Source organism: Arsenophonus nasoniae (genome assembly GCF_004768525.1).
Lineage (GTDB): Bacteria > Pseudomonadota > Gammaproteobacteria > Enterobacterales > Enterobacteriaceae > Arsenophonus > Arsenophonus nasoniae.
Window position 1 is genome coordinate 1,032,837 of record NZ_CP038613.1, and the last position, 18,972, is coordinate 1,051,808.

The following is an 18,972-nucleotide window of genomic DNA, read 5'->3' on the forward strand; positions in this document are numbered from 1 at the left end:
ATTCAACTCCAGAGTTTTTCAAGTTCATACATACGGCGACTATCTTCTTGCATGATATGAACAATTGCATCGCCTAAGTCTACAACGATCCAATCGGAAACACCTTGTCCTTCAACACCAAGAGGAATTATTCCAGTCTTACGACATGCTTCAATTAATTTGTCCGAAACTGATGCCAGATGGCGATTAGATGTTCCAGTACAGATTATCATGCAATCAGTAATGCTAGATTTTCCACTTACATCAATAGTGACAATATCTTGCGCTTTTGTATCGACTAGTTGGTCGATAATAAATTGTTGGAGTTCAGTTCCTTGCAAAGGTTCACCTTTAATTTCAAGTTAAATAAAAAATATCAATGTTTTATTTTATTCAGTTATAAAATTTTGTTGAAAGAAACAAGCATAAGATAATCTATATTTTAATCTAATTTTTGGTAAAACCAGTTGAATATTTATAATTAGTTTTAGAATAGATTATCGGAAATTATGCCTAATTTTCAACAGTAGTGTAAAAAGCGCCAAGATAGTACCAATCACCTTATATACTCACAATAGTTTAAGGTAATTTTTGTCAATTTTTTATATTTATTGATTAATTATACGCAATTTTGATAAAGATGATGTTTATCAATATAGCGCAAAACTGCGGGTGGCAATATATCTTTGCAACTTTTTCTATCTCGTTTTCGTTCACGAATTTGAGTTGCGGAAATATTTAATAAGGGAGTATCAGCCAGATATATGGCACCACAGGGTTTATGACTGAGTATTTCCGGATCAGGCACTTGATGGTGTATTAGCCATTGTTGCATTGGTGAAGTTGGAAAATAAGTGGTATAGCCTGGACGGGCGCAAACTAATAAATGACAAAGATCTAAAATTTTTTGCCAATCAAACCAGGTATTGATCGACAGTAGTGAATCTTGTCCGATAATAAAAGCTAAAGGTTTTTGCCAACCGATTTCTTGCCGGAAAGAGAGTAGTGTTTCAACGGTATAGGAGGGAGTTGTACGTTTAAGCTCACGGGTATCAATACTAAATAGTGGATTATTTTTGATCGCTAATTTTATCATTGCCAGTCTTTGTCGCACGGTTGCTTCAGGTTGTGGGCGATGAGGTGGCACATGATTAGGAAGTAAAACAACCTGTTGTAAACCAACTTGTTTAGCTAGTGCTTCAACAGGAAGTAAATGACCATAGTGTATCGGATCAAAAGTACCACCAAATAGTGCTTGAATAGATGGAAAATTAGCTGTTTGTTTAGTTTGTTGAGTCATTAATAAAACTCTCGGGCAGTGATTTACCGCACAATAGCATAGATAAAGTTTCTAATTTTGGCCAAATTGAGTGACCATAATCTTGTTTTAAATGTAATTCAGCTTGGGTAATTAACTGTATTGCATGCTGTAGTTCGCGAAGTGGTAAGCGTTGTAGCGCTGCGTTAATGAGAGGGCGGCGGGCTTGCCAAATTCTATGTTGATCAAATAATTTTCTTAAATCTTTAGCGTTACTCTGTTGTTTTAATGTCAAAAGCAATATGAGCTCACGTTGAATTATACGTAATAGAATCACTGCTTCGTAATCTTCGCGTTGTAATTGTTGCAAGATATGCCAACTACGTTTAATTTTGCCGGCAAGTAGCGCATCAACCCAATGATAAGGTGTAAAATGGACGGCATTATTTACTGCTTCTTTGACACGAGGTAAGGTGAGATTACCGTCAGGATATAATAGTGATAAACGTTCAAGCGCTTGATTAAGGGCCAGTAAGTTGCCTTCATAGCTGTAGCAAAGAAGCTGATTAGCTTGTTTATCTAAGGTAACAGACATCGCTTTTGCTCGTTGCGTTACCCATTGAGTCAGTCTGGATTGTTCTGGTGTCAGACAATTAATATAGACTCCATCTTGGGCTATTTTTTTGCACCAGGCACTATTCTCTTGTGCTTTAGTTAATTTGCCGCCACGTAATAGGAGTAATAAATCAGAATGTAATATTTCAGCCAACTTAAGCAGTTTTTCTGCTATGACGGCGGTGGGACCACTTTCGGGTAATATTAAGATAAGGATTTGTCGGCTGGCAAACAGGCTAAGCGATTGACTCAGACGATAAATAGTATCCCAGTCGGTGCTTGTATCTAACGAATAGCTATAGCGTTCAGTAAAACCTTGCTGCTTGGCAACTTGACAAATTTTGTCCACGCTTTCTTGTGCTAAAAAAGGATCATTGCCAAAAATCAGGTAACAAGCTTGCAGCTTATCCGCAAGCTGCGAAGTGAGTTGTTCCGGATAAAGACGGATCATTCTGAGTTTTCCGCTCGCGCTTTTTCAACAGCAACTGATTGTGCAGGCTCATTTTGAATAGAGCTATGAACGATCAGTAATTTACGAATTAACTGACGAGCAGCTTGTTCACGCATTTCTTGTTTAACAAGTTCGTTTTCGGCATCTTTTGCCAGTGTTTCTAACGGATTATCAAAGAAAGTGCGCTCGACACGGGTTTTGATTGGGTAAACAGCGCCATTGGGTAGGATAATTTGCGCGCTAACCCAAAAATTTAACTGTTTTTCTGCACTTTTACCATCTTGGTAGATTGAAACAGTTTTGGTGTTTTCAGATGAACCAACAATTTTTAAAATCGGCACATTCTGCAAATTTTTATCAATTAAGTTGACATTATTTAGGCGTAATTGCTGTCTAATTGCGCGTGCCAACGGGCCGTATGGATCGCCGCTACTTAATCTTAATGTTTTTAGTTCTTCAGGTACTTGCGTCGTACCTTGTAAGCGAAATCCACAACCAGCCGTGATCAACACGGCTAAGCTTAGAAATAAGGTAATTAAATAACGCACATCTTCTCCTTATTAAATTAGCCAACAACAAGGTTTAACAGCTTGCCTGGCACATAAATTACCTTACGGATGTTCATACCTTCAAGATATTTTGCTACACCATATTCTTGCATTGCCAAAGCTAAAACAGAATCTTGTGATGCATTGATATCGACAGTAATACGTCCACGAACTTTACCATTAACTTGAATAATGATTAATTTAGTATCGTCTATTTTTGCTTGTTCGTCAGCAACCGGCCAAGGCGCATTATCGATATCTTCCTGGTGGCCAAGTGCTTTCCACATAATAAAGCAGGCATGAGGAATAATAGGCGACAGCATCCGCACGATAGCCTCTAAAGATTCTTGTAGTAACGCACGATCCTGCTCACTGTCATGAGAGGCACGCGTCAGTTTATTCATGAATTCCATAATAGCGGCAATCGCAGTATTAAATGCATAACGGCGGCCGATATCATCAGTCACTTTCGCGATGGTTTTATGAAGCTCACGCCGTAGGTTTTTCTGCTCTGGCGTGAGGCTGGCGCTATTTAATGGCGCTGTTTGACCCTTTTGCGTATGTTCAAAAACGGTGCGCCAGAGACGACGAACAAAACGATTAGCTCCTTCTACACTGGATTCTTGCCATTCCAAAGTCAACTCTGGCGGAGCGGCAAACATCATAAATAGGCGGACCGTATCAGCCCCATATTTTTCTACCATTAATTGTGGATCGATGCCGTTATTTTTCGATTTGGACATTTTACTCATTCCGGTATAGAAGAGTTGATGGCCATGCTGGTCGGTTGTTTTGACAATCTTACCTTTTTCATCGCGTTCAACCGTTGCATCAACGGGTGACACCCAAACTCGTTGTCCATTTTCACCTAAGTAATAAAAAGCATCGGCTAATACCATTCCTTGACATAACAGGCGTTTAGCCGGCTCATCTGAATTTACTAAGCCAGCATCGCGCATTAATTTATGGAAAAAACGAAAGTACAATAGATGCATAATGGCATGTTCAATACCACCGATATATTGATCAACGGGCAACCAATAATTGGCCGCGGCCGGATCTAGCATTCCTTGGTCATAATTAGGACAGGTATAACGAGCATAATACCAGGATGACTCCATAAAGGTATCAAAGGTATCCGTTTCACGTAATGCCGGATGACCATTGATATTGGTCTTGGACCATTGTGGATCGGCTTTAATAGGACTCGTGATCCCGTTCATCACGACATCTTCAGGTAAGATGACGGGGAGCTGTTCTTCTGGTACTGGCATAACAGAACCGTCTTCCATGGATACCATTGGGATTGGGGCTCCCCAGTAACGTTGGCGAGAAACGCCCCAGTCACGCAGACGATAATTAACTTTGCGTTTAGCAGCACCTTGTGCAACCAGTTTATCGGCAATTGCATTGCCACCTGTTTGGTTGTCCATACCACTAAATTCACCTGAATTGATTAGTGCATTTTTTTCAGTCAGCGGACCCGTTTTAAGCTCGGGGATCTGGCCTTCATGATCAGCAATAACTGCTTTAATCGGTAAATGATATTTGCTTGCAAATTCCCAGTCACGCTGATCATGTCCTGGAACCGCCATTACTGCCCCTGTACCATATTCCATTAATACAAAATTGGCTATCCAGATCGGAATTTTTTCATTAGTTAGTGGGTGAATTGCGAACAAATCGGTGGCGATACCTTTTTTCTCCATGGTTGCCATTTCTGCTTCGGCAACTTTGGTATTGCGACATTCATCAATAAAAGTGCCAAGCTTAGCATTTTTTTCTGCCGCGCTTTTTGCTAGCGGATGAGTAGCTGCAATAGCGAGATAAGTCACTCCCATAAAAGTATCAGGCCGAGTAGTATAAACAGTTAGTTTTTCATCCTTGTCTGCCAGAGCAAAGGTAATTTCAACCCCTTCTGAGCGGCCTATCCAGTTACGCTGCATGGTTTTAACTTGTTCTGGCCAACCATCGAGTTTATCTAAATCATTGAGAAGCTCTTCAGCATATGCGGTAATTTTTATGAACCATTGGGGAATTTCTTTGCGCTCGACAGGGGTATCGCAACGCCAGCAGCAACCATCAATAACTTGCTCGTTAGCTAAAACGGTTAAATCATTTGGGCACCAGTTAACAGCGGAGGTTTTCTTATAAACTAAACCTTTCTCATAAAGCTTAGTAAAAAACCATTGCTCCCAACGATAATACTCTGGGGTACAAGTTGTGACTTCTCGGCTCCAGTCATAACCAAATCCGAGCATTTTTAATTGATTTTTCATGTACTCAATATTGGCATAAGTCCAAGGTGCTGGCGCAGTATTATTTTTTACCGCCGCCCCTTCTGCTGGTAAACCAAAAGCATCCCAGCCAATAGGTTGCAGCACATTTTTGCCTAGCATGCGTTGATAACGTGAGATAACATCACCAATGGTATAGTTGCGAACATGCCCCATATGTAGTTGACCAGATGGATAAGGTAACATTGACAGGCAATAGTATTTTTCTTTGTTATTATCTTCTATTACTTTAAATGTTTGTTTTTCTTCCCAATGACGTTGTACGTATTGTTCTATCTCTTCTGATCGATATTGTTCTTGCATGACACCGATGTTCCTATGGCGAAAATGCGGCATTGGCCGCGAATAAAACTGTGAATTTTAGATCTGCATAGAATAGCGGATAATTGGCCCTAACAACAACTATTGATGAATATTTAATGGACAGGCTACATTAAATTTATATATGCAAAAGTTGTGTAGTTTCAAAGAGTAGAATTGTAGATTATCCGTCTAGCCCGAATTTGAGCCTATCTTAATATTATTATTTAGCTGATTGGGCGACGGTTTTTGTCACCCAATAACGGATAGTTGGATTAATGTATGATCTTAGCAAGAAATTCTTTAGCGCGTTCTGATTTCGGCGCAGCAAAGAAATCCTCTTTATTGCTATCCTCAATTATTTTTCCTTCGTTCATAAAAATCATTCGATGAGCAACTTTTTTAGCGAACCCCATTTCGTGAGTAACGACTATCATGGTCATTCCTTCTCTAGCAAGCTCTATCATGACATCAAGTACTTCGTTGATCATTTCGGGATCTAATGCGGAGGTTGGCTCGTCAAATAGCATCGCAATGGGATCCATACAGAGTGCTCTTGTAATAGCAACCCGCTGCTGTTGCCCGCCTGATAATTGAGCCGGAAATTTATTGGTGTGGTTAGCTAATCCAACTCGCTCTAATAATTTTAAGGCAGTGCTTTCAGCGGTTTTTTTATCTCTGTTTAAGACTTTTATTTGTGCTAGTGTTAAATTCTCAATAATTGATAGATGAGGGAAGAGTTCAAAATGTTGAAATACCATACCTACTTTTGACCGCAATTTAGCTAAATTGGTCTTTTGTCATTAACATGAATATTATCAATATATATTTCACCGCTTTGAATTGTCTCTAAACCATTAATGGTTTTTATTAATGTTGATTTACCTGAACCAGAAGGGCCACAGATAACGACAACTTCTCCCTTTTTGACATCCATCGAACAATCAGAAAGCACCTGAAACTGTCCATACCATTTAGAAACATTTTTTAAAGAAATCATTAATAGTCCTTTTTCAGATAGCTAACCAGCATAAATCTTAATAAATCAATAACACATCAAATCTTTTTAACAAATAATAAATTATTATAATAAAAGTGAACATTAATTAAAGTTAATGATAAATATCAATAAGCAAGATAAAAACCATCATCGGTAGTTTAGTACATGATGATAATTAATATATGCTTAATTGATTAGTCTTCTTTTCGCTTAATAAAGTATGCCAATATAATAAATAAAGTAACCAAGGCCCACATAGGCCAGTTACTCCAACGTGCATAAGGGGTAAGACCCGAAGTTGGTGTTACCTCAGTATTTAATACTGAGCGAGTGAATTGAGGAAGTTCTGCCTGAATATCTCCATTGGGGGTGATCACGGCCGTAACGCCATTATTAGTGGCACGTAATAGTGGTCGACCAAGCTCAAGGGCGCGCATCCGTGCCATTTGAAAGTGTTGCCATGGGCCGATAGAATGGCCAAACCAGGCATCATTTGAAACGGTTAATAGAAAATCGGTATTTGATTTAAAGTTATCTCTAACTTGGCTACCTAAAATAATTTCATAGCAGATAGCGGCAGTTAAATGAACATCGCCAGCAGTTAATTGCTGTTGCTCATAATTACCACGACTAAAACCTGACATGGGTAAATTGAATAAAGGGGCAATTGGCCGAAGAATATTTTCTAATGGCACAAATTCACCAAAAGGCACCAAGTGGTGTTTCTGATAACGGTTGCTGGTTGGATATTGATAAGGTTTATTTTCTCCCAGCACAATTATGCTATTAAAAAAATCGCTCACGCCTTGTTTGCTTGGTTTGGCATCAACAATGCCAGTAATTAAACGAGTATTTTGTAAGCGCAGTAGTTTATCTAGTGAGGTTAGCCAAATATTATTATCTAATTCAATCGAGGGTATAGCCGATTCAGGCCAAATAATGATATTGGCGTTGCCAAAATAAGGTCTGGAGAGATCTAGGTAGGTGCTAATGGTTTGTTCAAGAAATCCTGGTTGCCATTTTAAGCTTTGCGGAATGTTACCTTGAACTAAAACAATTTGTGATTTTTTTTCTGCATCCGGTGTAAACCAGTGATAATTTTTAACTACTAACGGTAAAAATAATAAGATCATTGCCGTAATTAGCGGAATCACTCGGCGTTTTACGCAAGCAAAAACCAAACAGCTACTAATAATCACCAGTAGCAAAGTTATCATCTCAACGCCAAATATCGGTGCAATGCCTTTGAGTGGCCCATCGATTTGACTATAACCAAATTGCAACCAAGGAAAACCCGTTAATATCCAGCCACGTAAATATTCAGTTACTTGCCATATCGCTGGCGTGGCAAAAATAAAGCGCGCAATATTAAGGTTTGGAAAGAATCGATTGAGTAGATAAGCAAATAGCGCGGGATAAAGTGATAAATAAGCTGCCAGTAAGATGACTAAAAAGACATTAACCAGCAATGGTATACCGCCAAAGTCGGCAATAGTCACATAAACCCAGTTAATACCACTGCCAAAGAAACCAATGCCCCAACAAAATGCTATCAAACCAGCTTGGTTGCTTGAGCGATTAACAATTAACAGTTGTAAGCCAAAAAGAGAAAAAAGAGCGGCTAACCAAAAATCAAAAGGTGAAAATGCCAGTGTTCCGCAGAGCCCGAAAATTAACGCGATCAAGGCTCGTAACCACTGACGTTGATAGAGTGGCATTTTTTTCATGAATGCTATTCTTCTACAAGATTTGGAGTAGGTGCTTCATCAGGAATTTTTACCTGAACTTGAATGATTTTGCGGCTATCAGCCATGGTAATTTTAAAGATATAACTATCAATTGTGATAATTTCACCTCGGGCAGGCAAATGTCCGAATGCTTGCATTACTAAACCACCAATGGTATCAACTTCTTCATCGTTAAAACGCGTGCCAAATGCTTTGTTGAAATCATCAATTTGGGTTAACGCCCGAACAGAGTAAGCATGTTTACTTAGTTGGCGAATATCAATGTCATCTTCATCATCATATTCGTCTTCAATCTCACCAACAATTAATTCAAGAATATCTTCGATCGTAACTAAGCCGGAAACGCCACCAAATTCATCGATGACAATTGCCATATGATAACGTTGCGAACGGAACTCTTTTAATAATAAATCAACACGTTTACTTTCAGGTACAACAACAGCGGGGCGTAATACTTTATCGATATTGAAAGGTTCAGTATCAGTACGCATAAATGGCAGTAAATCTTTAGCCATCAATAGACCTTCAATATGATCTTTATCTTCACTAATTACTGGAAAACGAGAATGCGCTGAGTCGATAATCACATCAAGGCATTCATCTAAGGATTGATTCCGTTTTAAGGTTACTATCTGTGAGCGTGGAATCATGATATCCCGAACACGTTCGTCAGAAATATTCATCACACCTTCAAGCATTTCTCTGGTATCAGGATCAATAACATCTTTTTGCTCTGAATCACGAATTAGTTCAACTAAGTCATCACGATTTTTGGGTTCACCGTGAAATAATTGGTTTAGACGCCCGAAAAAACTTTTTTTCGAGTGATGATTGTCATTGTTTGTAGGATGGTCGTCGCTCATGGCGTTTTATTAATATTTCTCTCGGTAGTTAATCGTATCATACATTGTTTAGCATAAAAGTAGCATTATGATTACGCTTTTTCATGCTGATAGGGATCAGGATAACCTAATTTTTGCATAATTTCAGTTTCTATTGTCTCCATTTCTTCTGCTTCAAAGTCATTCTGATGATCATAACCTAGTAGATGAAGACAACCATGTATTACCATATGCGCCCAGTGAGCATCTAAGGTTTTGTGTTGTTCAATAGCTTCTTTTTCGACGACTTGACGACAAATAACCAGATCACCGAGTAAGGGTAATGGAATATTATCTAATGCCTCAAATGGAAAGGATAGCACATTTGTTGGATTATCTTTTCCTCGATAAGTCAGATTTAAATATTGGCTTTCTGCGATATCGACAATACGAATTGTGATTTCACTTTCAGCTTGAAATTGTGGTAGAAAAGCCTCGAGCCAATGTTGGAATGTCGTTTCATCGGGTAAGCCATTATGATCGCTACAGGCCAGTTGGAGATCAAGAATAATTGATTGCAAGCAAATATCTCCTTTTCTATAGAACACCTGAAGGCTCATTTTGTTGACGAAGTAACTGTTTGCGTTCTAGTTCTTTTGTTTCCCAATTTTCGTAGGCAATAACCACTTTTGCTACTATAGGATGACGTACTACATCATCACTGTGAAAGAAATTAAAGCTAAGTTCTTTAACTTCAGAAAGTACTTCAATTGCATGGCGTAAACCTGATTTATGACCGCGTGGCAGATCAATTTGGGTTACATCTCCAGTGATTACGGTTTTAGAGTTAAACCCAATGCGGGTCAGAAACATTTTCATCTGTTCAATCGTGGTATTCTGGCTTTCATCCAAAATGATAAAAGCATCATTCAGAGTACGACCTCGCATATAGGCTAATGGTGCTACTTCAATCACATTGCGTTCAATCAATTTTTCTACTTTTTCAAAACCCAGCATTTCAAATAAGGCATCATAAAGAGGCCGTAAATAAGGATCAACTTTCTGACTGAGATCACCTGGAAGAAAACCAAGTTTTTCGCCGGCCTCAACAGCGGGGCGAGTGAGTAGAATACGACGTATTTCTTGACGTTCTAAAGCATCAACGGCAGCTGCAACGGCGAGATAGGTTTTACCTGTTCCGGCAGGACCAATGCCGAAAGTGATGTCATGGCTAAGCATATTAGCAATATATTGCGCCTGATTTGCCGTACGTGGTTTGATAACGCCTCGTTTGGTTTTAATGTTGATGAATTTGTTGTAGCTACCAACATTTTCAACTGATGGTTCAACAAATTGACTTTCCATAATAGATAAGTGGATTTGTTCAGGGACAATGTCAGGGATAATGCCACGTATAGGCGCTGTATCAACATATAGGCGGCGTAAAACACTGCTAGCTGCGTTGATATTAAGTGGTTTGCCAATCAATTTGAAACGGTTATTGCGACGATTGATTTCAATACCGAGTCTACGCTCCAGCTGCTTTATATTATCATCAAACGGCCCACAAAGGCTGATTAACCGTTGATTATCAGCCGGCTCTAAAAATATTTCGCTAGTGGCAATTTGTGGATTATCTTTTGGGGTCACTGAGTCTCTCTATTTAATATTAAGGTTGGTAATTTGCTACACCAAGATCGTCTTCTTTACGTGTCCGAGCAATAATTGATTCGGGTGATTGTTGGCTCCTTAACGCCATGCTATCTTCAGTTTTCACTACTTTACCGCGCAAAGAATTGGCATAAACATCGACAATTTCGACATCGACAAACTTTCCGATCATATTTTGTGTCCCTTCGAAGTTTACCACCCGATTATTTTCGGCACGGCCAGAAAGTTCCATAATATTTTTACGTGAAGGGCCTTCAACCAGAATACGTTGAATGCTACCCAACATTGTTCGGCTATAATTCATAGCTTGTTGATTAATACGTTGCTGAAGTAGATAGAGGCGTTGTTTTTTTTCATCTTCACTCACATCGTCAGGCAAATCAGCGGCAGGCGTACCAGGGCGTGGTGAGTAGATAAAACTAAAACTCATATCAAAATTAACATCAGCAATCAGTTGCATGGTTTTTTGAAAATCATCTTCGGTTTCACCAGGAAAACCAACAATGAAATCTGAACTGATGAGGATATTAGGTCGTGCTTTACGTAATTTACGGATAATACTTTTATACTCAAGGGCTGTATGTGATCTTTTCATCATCGTCAAAATACGATCTGAACCACTTTGAACCGGAAGATGCAAGAAGCTAACAAGTTCAGGGGTATCTTCATAGACAGCAATAATATCGTCGGAAAACTCAATTGGATGACTGGTGGTAAAACGGATGCGATCAACACCATCAATGGCGGCAACCAGACGCAATAATTCTGCAAATGAACAAATGCCACCGTCAAACGTTGCTCCACGATAGGCATTGACATTTTGACCCAATAAGTGAATTTCACGTACTCCTTGCGCGGCTAATTGTGCGATTTCAAATAACACGTCATCACATGGTCGGCTTACCTCCTCACCTCGTGTATAAGGTACGACACAAAATGAGCAGTATTTATTACACCCTTCCATAATGGAAACATAAGCGGAAGGGCCTTCTGCTCGTGGTTCCGGTAATCGATCAAATTTTTCAATTTCTGGAAAACTGATGTCGACAATTGGACTACGCGTCCCCTTAACTTGATTGATCATCTCTGGTAGACGATGCAAAGTTTGTGGGCCGAAAATAATGTCAACACTAGGAGCACGTTGACGAATGAAATCCCCTTCCTGTGAAGCGACACAACCACCAACACCAATAATAATATCAGGATTAAGCTCTTTTAGATTTTTCCAGCGTCCTAATTGATGAAATACTTTTTCTTGCGCTTTTTCACGAATTGAGCAGGTATTTAGTAGTAGAATATCGGCTTCTTCAGCAATCTCGGTTAATTGATATCCATGGGTGCTGTTGAGCAGGTCAGCCATTTTCGATGAATCATATTCATTCATCTGGCAACCCCAGGTTTTAATGTATAGTTTTTTATTCGTCAACATTTTGTCTATCCGAAGTTTTTAGCAGCAAAATCTGTCATACTGAAAACATTATGTATTAAATTAGAAAATTTTGGTATGTATTGTATTCGTTTGGGGCATCGCTGACCAGTATGTAGAATAGATTATTAGTAAATGACTTAAGAAAAACTAGCCCTACTATTAGATTAATGACTATAGATAGCTAAGTTGATATGAATAGAGTAGATGAAAATTATGACATTGTAGTCGTTGGTGCAGGTATGATAGGCGCAGCCATGGCAATTGGATTAGCCAAAGAAGGTTGGCGGATCCTGTTACTTGAACATACTAAACCGGCACCTTTCGATCCGTTAGAGCAGCCTGATTTACGCGTTTCAGCGTTGAGTTGTACTTCCGTGGATTTACTCAAGCAACTTGGTGTATGGAATAATGTTTTAAATATGCGCGTTGCCCCGTATCGAAGATTAGAAACATGGGAAGGGGAAAATACACATGTAATGTTCGAAGCAAGCAGTCTGGGTTTACCTGAACTGGGTTATATGGTTGAAAACCGTATTTTACAATTGGCATTATGGCAACAATTTTCTCAATATTCCAATCTTACCTTGCTATGTCCGGCTAAATTGGCCGCAATGCAGCGTCACCATCAACAGTGGAAAATTACCTTAAATAACAATCAGCAAGTTTTGGCAAATTTAATTATTGCTGCTGATGGTGCCCATTCACAGGTGCGTTCTTTGGTTGGAATTGGCAGTAACGGTTGGCAGTACGGTCAATCATGTCTGCTTATTACGGTTAAGATGGAACAACCACAACAGGATATTACTTGGCAACAATTTTTTTCTTCTGGCCCGCGCGCTTTTTTGCCTTTATTTGATCATTGGGCCTGTTTGGTTTGGTATGATAAACCTGCTCGAATTAGACAATTACAAGCTATGACTCTGGAGCAACTGAGGCAAGAAATTATTTCAGCTTTTCCAGCTCGCCTTGGCTCACTGCAAGTTGTTGCTAAAGGTAGTTTTCCACTGAACCGCCATCACGCTAATCGTTATGTTGACGAGGGGCTAGCGTTGATTGGCGATGCTGCTCATACCATCAACCCACTTGCGGGACAGGGAGTCAATCTCGGTTACCGTGATGTTGATAGTCTATTAAAGGTATTGATTGATGCCAAGAGGCATTTATTACCTTGCTATGCTAGAAAAACTTTACTTATTTATCAAAAAGATAGAATGCGAGATAATAAATTGATGCAGGCAGGTATGGATGTTATCTATACACTATTTAGTTCCCAGTTAGCGACTGTAAAATCTGGCCGAAATTTAGCCTTAATGGTGGTACAACAGCTAAGTAGCGTTAAGAAAAAGGTACTTAAATATGCTTTAGGTTTATGAAATAAAGATGGTTATGCTATTTTCTGACTGCTGTGTCGTGACACCTTGTTCTTTAGATAGAGAAGAGTGTCAAAATTAATTAAATTGTGAGATGGATCCAAAAACCATCATTTTTGTTATTCATTTATAATTCACGTGTTATACTGTTAGATAGTTGTTTGTTTTTATTCATAAAGTTTATCGTCCATGGTTAGGAATCTCAATCAATACAGTAAGGCATTAATGGAGGTGTTTTGAACTCAATATTTCTATTAAATTCTGACAGTTTTCTCGTTGATTAACCATGAGAACAGTAATTCGGTTAAATTATCATCTAAAAGCCTAATAATAGGCACACTGCTCCTAGGCTGCGGTTTGTAACCATCGTTTTTTGACCATTTTATCCCGCCTTTCTGACAGTAAAGTGACGGCGTGTATTCCTTTTTCCGCACTCATAAACCGCAATCGGTTTCCACATAAAATACATTGGTACGGGTCAGTATTTAAAAAACCTTTGATAAGGGCCCCAAACCCAGGTTTTTCAGGCACATTAGGAGATATCATGTCTAACGCCTCATACACCTTCGGTAATAAGCACCCGCGTTTGCGATTGGCTAAAAAACCGTAATAACGGATCATCTTAAAATGTCGCGCAGGGATATGACTGACATAACGCCGTATCATTTCTTCTTGGGATAAGGTCTGTCGTCTGTATTGTTGGCTGTGGTGGTCATAGTAATGATGAACCACGGTGCCGCCGCTGTAGTGTTTCAATTGAGAAGCGGAGATAGGGGGACGTTTAAGATAACGGCCCAGATATTTCACATTATGCTAGGCCCCGCGTGTCTTTTTGGCAAAATGTACTTTCCAATAACGTTGAAACTGGGCATTGAGGTAACGGCACCAGGTCTGATAATTGCGAATGTGCCCGAAGCCAGGCAATTTATTGGGTTGTAACTGAAAATAGTTATCCCTAAGGAGTCGAATGACCGCACTGCGCCAGACCTTTTCAACGTCTTTCTTTTTAAAGAAAATCGGTTTCCAGGTGTCATATTGAGTGAGTCCCCCACGCGTGACGGATAAATGAATATGCGGATGTTGATTGAGTTGGCGACCGTAAGTATGCAGCGCACAAAAAATGCCAATTTCGAGGCCTTGGCGCTTGGCGTGTTTGAGCATGGCGCGGGTTGCACAGCGAAAGAGTTGGTTGAGCAAGTACCAGTTATTGTTAAAAAAAGGCCAAAGTAGGTGAGGCATAGTGAGGGTAATATGTTGCCATTCGCAATCCGGCAAAATATGGCGCTGCTGGGCAATCCACTGTTCGGTGCCTTTGAGGCCACACGCACTGCAGGCTTTGGATTTACAGGTTTGACAAAAGAAGCGTGAATGAGAGCATTCAGGTGAAGAACAGCAATAACGGCGAACGCCCATAGCGCAGGTGCTGCAGGCGAGCATCTTTTCGACAGAGAGTAGTTGCCATTCATCCACGTGATTATTTTCGATGAAAAGGTTCCATCCGTCATCGTATTGAAATAGCAGTTTTGCAGGTCTGGGGATGTACATAGAGCAGAGTATAAAAGACGAGAAGGGAATTGCCTAGAAATAGAGCGCCTTTGCCGCGATGCTCACGCCAAAGGCGTGCTTATGTTCTTACTGGTGTTGGCAGTCCAACTTGGCATATGTTTTTGTCTATTTCTATCATATTAAAGTGATCTTAATAGCTATATTTTGATATTTATTTATGCGTTTGAAGTAAATCGCCGCTGTTTTTCAGCGGCGTAGTTAATTTTGCATCGACCATCTATTGTTATTCTCATATTGTCTCAATATTATCTATCTTCTTTTCTCTAACTATTTATAACGCTACATACTAAGCTTTTGCCGGCCTAAGGGGCTATTGTCAACGATCACCGAAAACTGATCCACTTTTTATCTAAATCCGATCAATCAAAATTGATCCACTGTTTTACTCAGTTATTGCTCCTGAGCGCCGCTTATCTTTCAATCGGTAGCTTTCACCGCTTAATTGCAGTACATGCGAATGATGAAGTAAACGATCAAGCATAGCGGCAGTTAATGTTGCGTCATCAGCAAAAGCACTTGGCCATTGCCCAAATGATAGGTTACTCGTCAATATGACACTGCCATGCTCATAACGCTTGGCAATCACATTGAAAAACAGGTTTGCTTCTTCTCGCCCAAACGGCAGGTATCCAATCTCATCGATAATCAACAACTTCGGGGCCATCACCGAACGTGATAGATATTGTTTGAGCTTATTTTGTCGTTTGGCAGTTGAGAGTTGCAACATCAGTTCAGCTGCCGTGGTAAAGCGGGTTTTCTTCTTGGCCTGTACTGCTTTTAATCCTAACCCAATAGCTAAATGCGTTTTGCCTACACCGCTTGGGCCAAGCAACACGACATTTTCATTACGTTCAATAAACGTTAATGCGCTTAATTCCTGTATGTGTTGTTTGGGGATCCCCGTTGCAAACTTAAAATCGAACGTATTAAGTTCTTTATGTGCTGGGAATCCTGCCATCCGACTCAAAAGATTACGAGTTCGTTCATCTCGTTGTTGTTGCTCACATTTTAACAGGGACAGTAAAAACTCTCCGTAGCTTTTGTCTTGGGCAATGCATTTTTCGGCAAGTGATGACCAATGAGTCGGAATAGAATTTAATTTCAATGACTCACACAGGTGTTCAATTTGTTCATGCAATAACATGTTCACCTCCCAGTAATGCTTCGTATACGCTGATTGAGTGTTGCAAACTGACAGATTCAAGGGGCGGTACGATAGGGATATTAAGCGTATTAGTCTGTGGGATAGATTGGCAAACCCTTGCTGGTAAGGCTAGAAGAGACTTCACTTCCTTAGCTAATCTATCTGCTGGCTTCTCTAACGTTGTTCCATGAATTCGCTGATGGGCAACGCGTTGTAACCATGGACCCACTTTTGCATTAGCTATTTCAATATCCAGTTCAAGATTATGAGCACGAAGGTCGGTGTTTAATGGCACGATAAAGCTGTTTTTTAAATAGTGGTTAAAGCGCTCTACTTTCCCTTTCGTTTTTGCCCTGTAGGGCTTGCAAGCCTTCAATTTAAACCCGTAATCTTTCGACATTTGAAGCATTTCGACATGTAATTTATGCTCACCTTCTGCATAAGCATCCCGTTCGATGATGAGGGATTTTGCGTTATCACACAATACTTCCTGTGGTACACCACCAAAGTAGTCGAAAGCTTCTCTTAAACCTTGCTGCCACGATTCTGCTCGTTCATTATCAAAGAACTTTACATAACTCGCACGCGAATAGCCTAGCGTTGCAACAAACGCTTTCAGCGATTTTTTACCTCGCCGGATGCTGGTGAAGTCGATTTGCATTTGTTGACCTGGCTGTGTTTCAAAACGGACGACTACTTCGGGAACAATGCTTGGTTTAAATTGACAAACAAATCGGCGTAATTGAGCAATACCACCTTGATAGCCGTTTTCAACTACCTCATCAAATAAGACTGTTGCAGGGATCCAATCAGGTTTAGCCAGTTCAATTCGCTGAAGCAAATAAGGTTTAAAGGGGGATAATTTAGTCGGTTGTTGACTTCTTTTAGCATAAGTTGGCATTGTCTGTTGTTGTAAATGATGTTTTACGGTGTTACGGGATATACCCAACTCACTGGCAATTTTTCGAAGGCTTTGTCCTTGTGCAAAGCGAACATGAATATCCACAAATATCTCCTTGGTTAACATAAATTATCCGTACAAAAATGTGCGAATAATACCAAGTGGATCAGTTTTAGATGATCGTTAGTGGATCAGTTTTGCATGATCGGTGACACTATCACAATAAATAATAAAAAGTAATTGATAGTGATTTTGCGATGATAAGTAATTGTTTAAATAAATTAACAAGTAATTTTTAAGCCAAACTTCTTAGAACTCCTATTCTGGAGATTTTTTACCCTAGTGATGTTTAACTAAGCCTTTAGAAGTTATGCTAGTAAAATTTTTATTAATAAAAAATTATTTTTTGCATCTCGCTTATTGTTTTTGAATTTTACTAGGTATTTTTGATTTGTATAATTTACTGAAAACAATGGCTGGGGTACCAGGATTCGAACCTGGGAATGCCGGAATCAGAATCCGAACAAAAAATAATTCAAATCAATTAGTTAAAACGTATTGAAAGAATATACAGTATATTTTTGTGTTAAAAATTACTGATTTTTTAATGGGTTAATTCTTTTTATTTTTGTATATTCTTTCATTTTTTCAATTTAGGAAGGTCAAGTGTGGGTGTTATTTTTACTTTTCTATCATAAATTTGTACTTGAGATTCAGTTTTATGACCGCTAAATAGTTGCTTATCTTTTGAACTACCATCAAAATCTGATATCCCTTTCGCTTTTATATCGTGAAATGTAAAGTCAAGATTTCTTCCTAAAGTTTTAGTTGCTTTTGATTTCGCTTCACGCCAATGATTATCAAATCCAGATTTCGTAAATTTAGTTCCATTTGAGTTTCTAATAACATAAGACTCTATATTTTGGGGTGGAAATAAATTAATGGCATAATCAATAGTTTCTTTTAGTCTTGGTGTCCATTGCTTTATTTGTTTCACCCCTGTTTTTCCTTGTCTTATATATATTCCTTCTTCCAATATTTGATTATGTTTTAATTCAAGAATGTCTCCAATTCTAGATGCACAAAGATATGAAATTTCCATGGCAATTTTGACAATTTGTGATGCAGAGTCATATGTAACATTATATTCTTCATCAGTAATATATTTATCCCTATTTTTTAATGAAAACTTTTTTATTCCTAAACAGGGGTTATTTTTACAGTAACCTCTTTCATAACCCCAACTAAAGGTGACAGACATGTAGGATAATTCATGATTTGCCTGTGTTTTACTCTGTGTTCCTCTAATATCCATATATTTTCTAATATGTTCAGGTTTAATATTATTGACATGAATATTTCCAAAAACTTTTAAAATATTTTTTCCTCCTTGATGTTTGTCTTTTTGAGATCTAATTGAAAGTTCAGAAAAATGAGGACTATTTAAATACATACTCCATAATTCTTTAAATGATAACAATTTTTTTATATTATGAATCTTATTTTCATAAACAGACCATAATTCAGCCATTGACATTGATAAAGAACCAAGAATAATAGTTTTATTATCTTTTGTTTTTAGATAATAAGAACTTTTGCTTTTAGACACTCTGCTTGGCAATTTGTTATCTTCTTTATTTTTACGTTTTCTGGCCATTGATCAAAGCTCCAAAATCTGGTTCAACTTCTGATTCAAAAATAACTCTTTGTTTAGTAAATAATATTTCTTTGAAAACAATAGGTTTGCCTAATTTGTTTACTAGATGAGGTAATTTATTTTGTTCTAACCATTTAATTTGAGATTTCTTCTGTTTGTAACCTGTAAGTGCAGAAAGCTCATCATCAGATAAATATATTGACTGCATTTTGATTCT

Annotated in this window: 15 protein-coding genes and 2 pseudogenes; 1 reads left to right on the plus strand and 16 read right to left on the minus strand. The window is 38.7% G+C overall.

The window, feature by feature from the left end:
- Positions 1-2: 2 nt before the first annotated feature.
- The 11 genes and pseudogenes from rsfS to miaB form a co-directional block, all read right to left on the minus strand.
- Positions 3-320 (minus strand): ribosome silencing factor, encoded by a 318-nt coding sequence (gene rsfS, locus ArsFIN_RS04865; protein ID WP_026822443.1) that lies wholly within the window; start codon positions 318-320, stop codon positions 3-5.
- Between the two features lie 278 nt (positions 321-598).
- Complete coding sequence (gene nadD / locus ArsFIN_RS04870) at positions 599-1,279, minus strand: nicotinate-nucleotide adenylyltransferase (protein WP_051296980.1); 681 nt, start codon at positions 1,277-1,279, stop codon at positions 599-601.
- Positions 1,263-2,303, minus strand: a complete 1,041-nt coding sequence (holA, locus tag ArsFIN_RS04875; protein ID WP_026822441.1) for a DNA polymerase III subunit delta — start codon at positions 2,301-2,303, stop codon at positions 1,263-1,265. Before holA ends, nadD begins: the two co-directional genes overlap by 17 nt.
- Entirely contained in the window at positions 2,300-2,851 is a 552-nt protein-coding gene (gene lptE, locus ArsFIN_RS04880; RefSeq protein WP_026822440.1) for an LPS assembly lipoprotein LptE, read from the minus strand. The genes holA and lptE overlap by 4 nt, the downstream gene beginning before the upstream one ends.
- A gap of 17 nt (positions 2,852-2,868) precedes the next feature.
- Positions 2,869-5,451 (minus strand): leucine--tRNA ligase, encoded by a 2,583-nt coding sequence (gene leuS, locus ArsFIN_RS04885; RefSeq protein WP_026822439.1) that lies wholly within the window; start codon positions 5,449-5,451, stop codon positions 2,869-2,871.
- A 272-nt stretch (positions 5,452-5,723) separates the two neighbouring features.
- Positions 5,724-6,448 (minus strand): annotated as a pseudogene (locus ArsFIN_RS04890) (amino acid ABC transporter ATP-binding protein).
- Between the two features lie 194 nt (positions 6,449-6,642).
- The gene (gene lnt / locus ArsFIN_RS04895) at positions 6,643-8,175 is read right to left on the minus strand and encodes an apolipoprotein N-acyltransferase (protein ID WP_026822438.1); all 1,533 of its coding nucleotides are present in this window, start codon (positions 8,173-8,175) and stop codon (positions 6,643-6,645) included.
- A 5-nt stretch (positions 8,176-8,180) separates the two neighbouring features.
- Positions 8,181-9,059: a CNNM family magnesium/cobalt transport protein CorC gene (gene corC, locus ArsFIN_RS04900; RefSeq protein WP_026822437.1), complete on the minus strand. Its 879-nt coding sequence runs from the start codon at positions 9,057-9,059 to the stop codon at positions 8,181-8,183.
- A gap of 71 nt (positions 9,060-9,130) precedes the next feature.
- Positions 9,131-9,598, minus strand: a complete 468-nt coding sequence (gene ybeY, locus ArsFIN_RS04905) for an rRNA maturation RNase YbeY (protein WP_026822436.1) — start codon at positions 9,596-9,598, stop codon at positions 9,131-9,133.
- 16 nt (positions 9,599-9,614) lie between these two features.
- Positions 9,615-10,667 (minus strand): PhoH family protein, encoded by a 1,053-nt coding sequence (locus tag ArsFIN_RS04910; RefSeq protein ID WP_026822435.1) that lies wholly within the window; start codon positions 10,665-10,667, stop codon positions 9,615-9,617.
- Between the two features lie 19 nt (positions 10,668-10,686).
- Entirely contained in the window at positions 10,687-12,117 is a 1,431-nt protein-coding gene (gene miaB / locus ArsFIN_RS04915) for a tRNA (N6-isopentenyl adenosine(37)-C2)-methylthiotransferase MiaB (RefSeq protein ID WP_026822434.1), read from the minus strand.
- 191 nt (positions 12,118-12,308) lie between these two features.
- On the opposite strand from miaB, the gene ubiF reads away from it, so the two are divergent.
- Positions 12,309-13,490, plus strand: coding sequence for a 3-demethoxyubiquinol 3-hydroxylase (gene ubiF, locus ArsFIN_RS04920; protein ID WP_026822433.1), 1,182 nt, complete (start codon positions 12,309-12,311; stop codon positions 13,488-13,490).
- A gap of 342 nt (positions 13,491-13,832) precedes the next feature.
- Here ubiF and ArsFIN_RS04925 read toward each other — a convergent pair.
- The 5 genes and pseudogenes from ArsFIN_RS04925 to ArsFIN_RS04945 all read right to left on the minus strand — a co-directional run bounded on the left by ArsFIN_RS04925 (position 13,833) and on the right by ArsFIN_RS04945 (position 18,963).
- A pseudogene (locus ArsFIN_RS04925) lies at positions 13,833-15,032 on the minus strand (IS91 family transposase).
- A 403-nt stretch (positions 15,033-15,435) separates the two neighbouring features.
- Positions 15,436-16,197 carry an IS21-like element helper ATPase IstB gene (gene istB / locus ArsFIN_RS04930; protein WP_135677409.1) on the minus strand — a complete coding sequence of 254 codons (762 nt, stop codon included), beginning with the start codon at positions 16,195-16,197 and terminating at the stop codon, positions 15,436-15,438.
- Positions 16,184-17,224 carry an IS21 family transposase gene (gene istA, locus ArsFIN_RS04935; protein WP_135677491.1) on the minus strand — a complete coding sequence of 347 codons (1,041 nt, stop codon included), beginning with the start codon at positions 17,222-17,224 and terminating at the stop codon, positions 16,184-16,186. The genes istB and istA overlap by 14 nt, the downstream gene beginning before the upstream one ends.
- A gap of 514 nt (positions 17,225-17,738) precedes the next feature.
- Positions 17,739-18,755, minus strand: a complete 1,017-nt coding sequence (locus ArsFIN_RS04940; protein ID WP_026824121.1) for a tyrosine-type recombinase/integrase — start codon at positions 18,753-18,755, stop codon at positions 17,739-17,741.
- Positions 18,739-18,963: a DUF4224 domain-containing protein gene (locus ArsFIN_RS04945; protein WP_026824120.1), complete on the minus strand. Its 225-nt coding sequence runs from the start codon at positions 18,961-18,963 to the stop codon at positions 18,739-18,741. Before ArsFIN_RS04945 ends, ArsFIN_RS04940 begins: the two co-directional genes overlap by 17 nt.
- Positions 18,964-18,972: the final 9 nt, after the last annotated feature.

What these genes read in the sequence shown, in the direction of transcription:
- nadD (WP_051296980.1), bottom strand. Translation starts at nt 1,279, where the DNA reads ATGACTCAACAAACTAAACAAACAGCTAATTTTCCATCTATTCAAGCA.
- holA (WP_026822441.1), bottom strand. Translation starts at nt 2,303, where the DNA reads ATGATCCGTCTTTATCCGGAACAACTCACTTCGCAGCTTGCGGATAAG.
- leuS (WP_026822439.1), bottom strand. Translation starts at nt 5,451, where the DNA reads ATGCAAGAACAATATCGATCAGAAGAGATAGAACAATACGTACAACGT.
- lnt (WP_026822438.1), bottom strand. Translation starts at nt 8,175, where the DNA reads ATGAAAAAAATGCCACTCTATCAACGTCAGTGGTTACGAGCCTTGATC.
- corC (WP_026822437.1), bottom strand. Translation starts at nt 9,059, where the DNA reads ATGAGCGACGACCATCCTACAAACAATGACAATCATCACTCGAAAAAA.
- miaB (WP_026822434.1), bottom strand. Translation starts at nt 12,117, where the DNA reads ATGTTGACGAATAAAAAACTATACATTAAAACCTGGGGTTGCCAGATG.
- ubiF (WP_026822433.1), top strand. Translation starts at nt 12,309, where the DNA reads ATGAATAGAGTAGATGAAAATTATGACATTGTAGTCGTTGGTGCAGGT.
- istB (WP_135677409.1), bottom strand. Translation starts at nt 16,197, where the DNA reads ATGTTATTGCATGAACAAATTGAACACCTGTGTGAGTCATTGAAATTA.
- istA (WP_135677491.1), bottom strand. Translation starts at nt 17,224, where the DNA reads ATGTTAACCAAGGAGATATTTGTGGATATTCATGTTCGCTTTGCACAA.
- ArsFIN_RS04940 (WP_026824121.1), bottom strand. Translation starts at nt 18,755, where the DNA reads ATGGCCAGAAAACGTAAAAATAAAGAAGATAACAAATTGCCAAGCAGA.
- ArsFIN_RS04945 (WP_026824120.1), bottom strand. Translation starts at nt 18,963, where the DNA reads ATGCAGTCAATATATTTATCTGATGATGAGCTTTCTGCACTTACAGGT.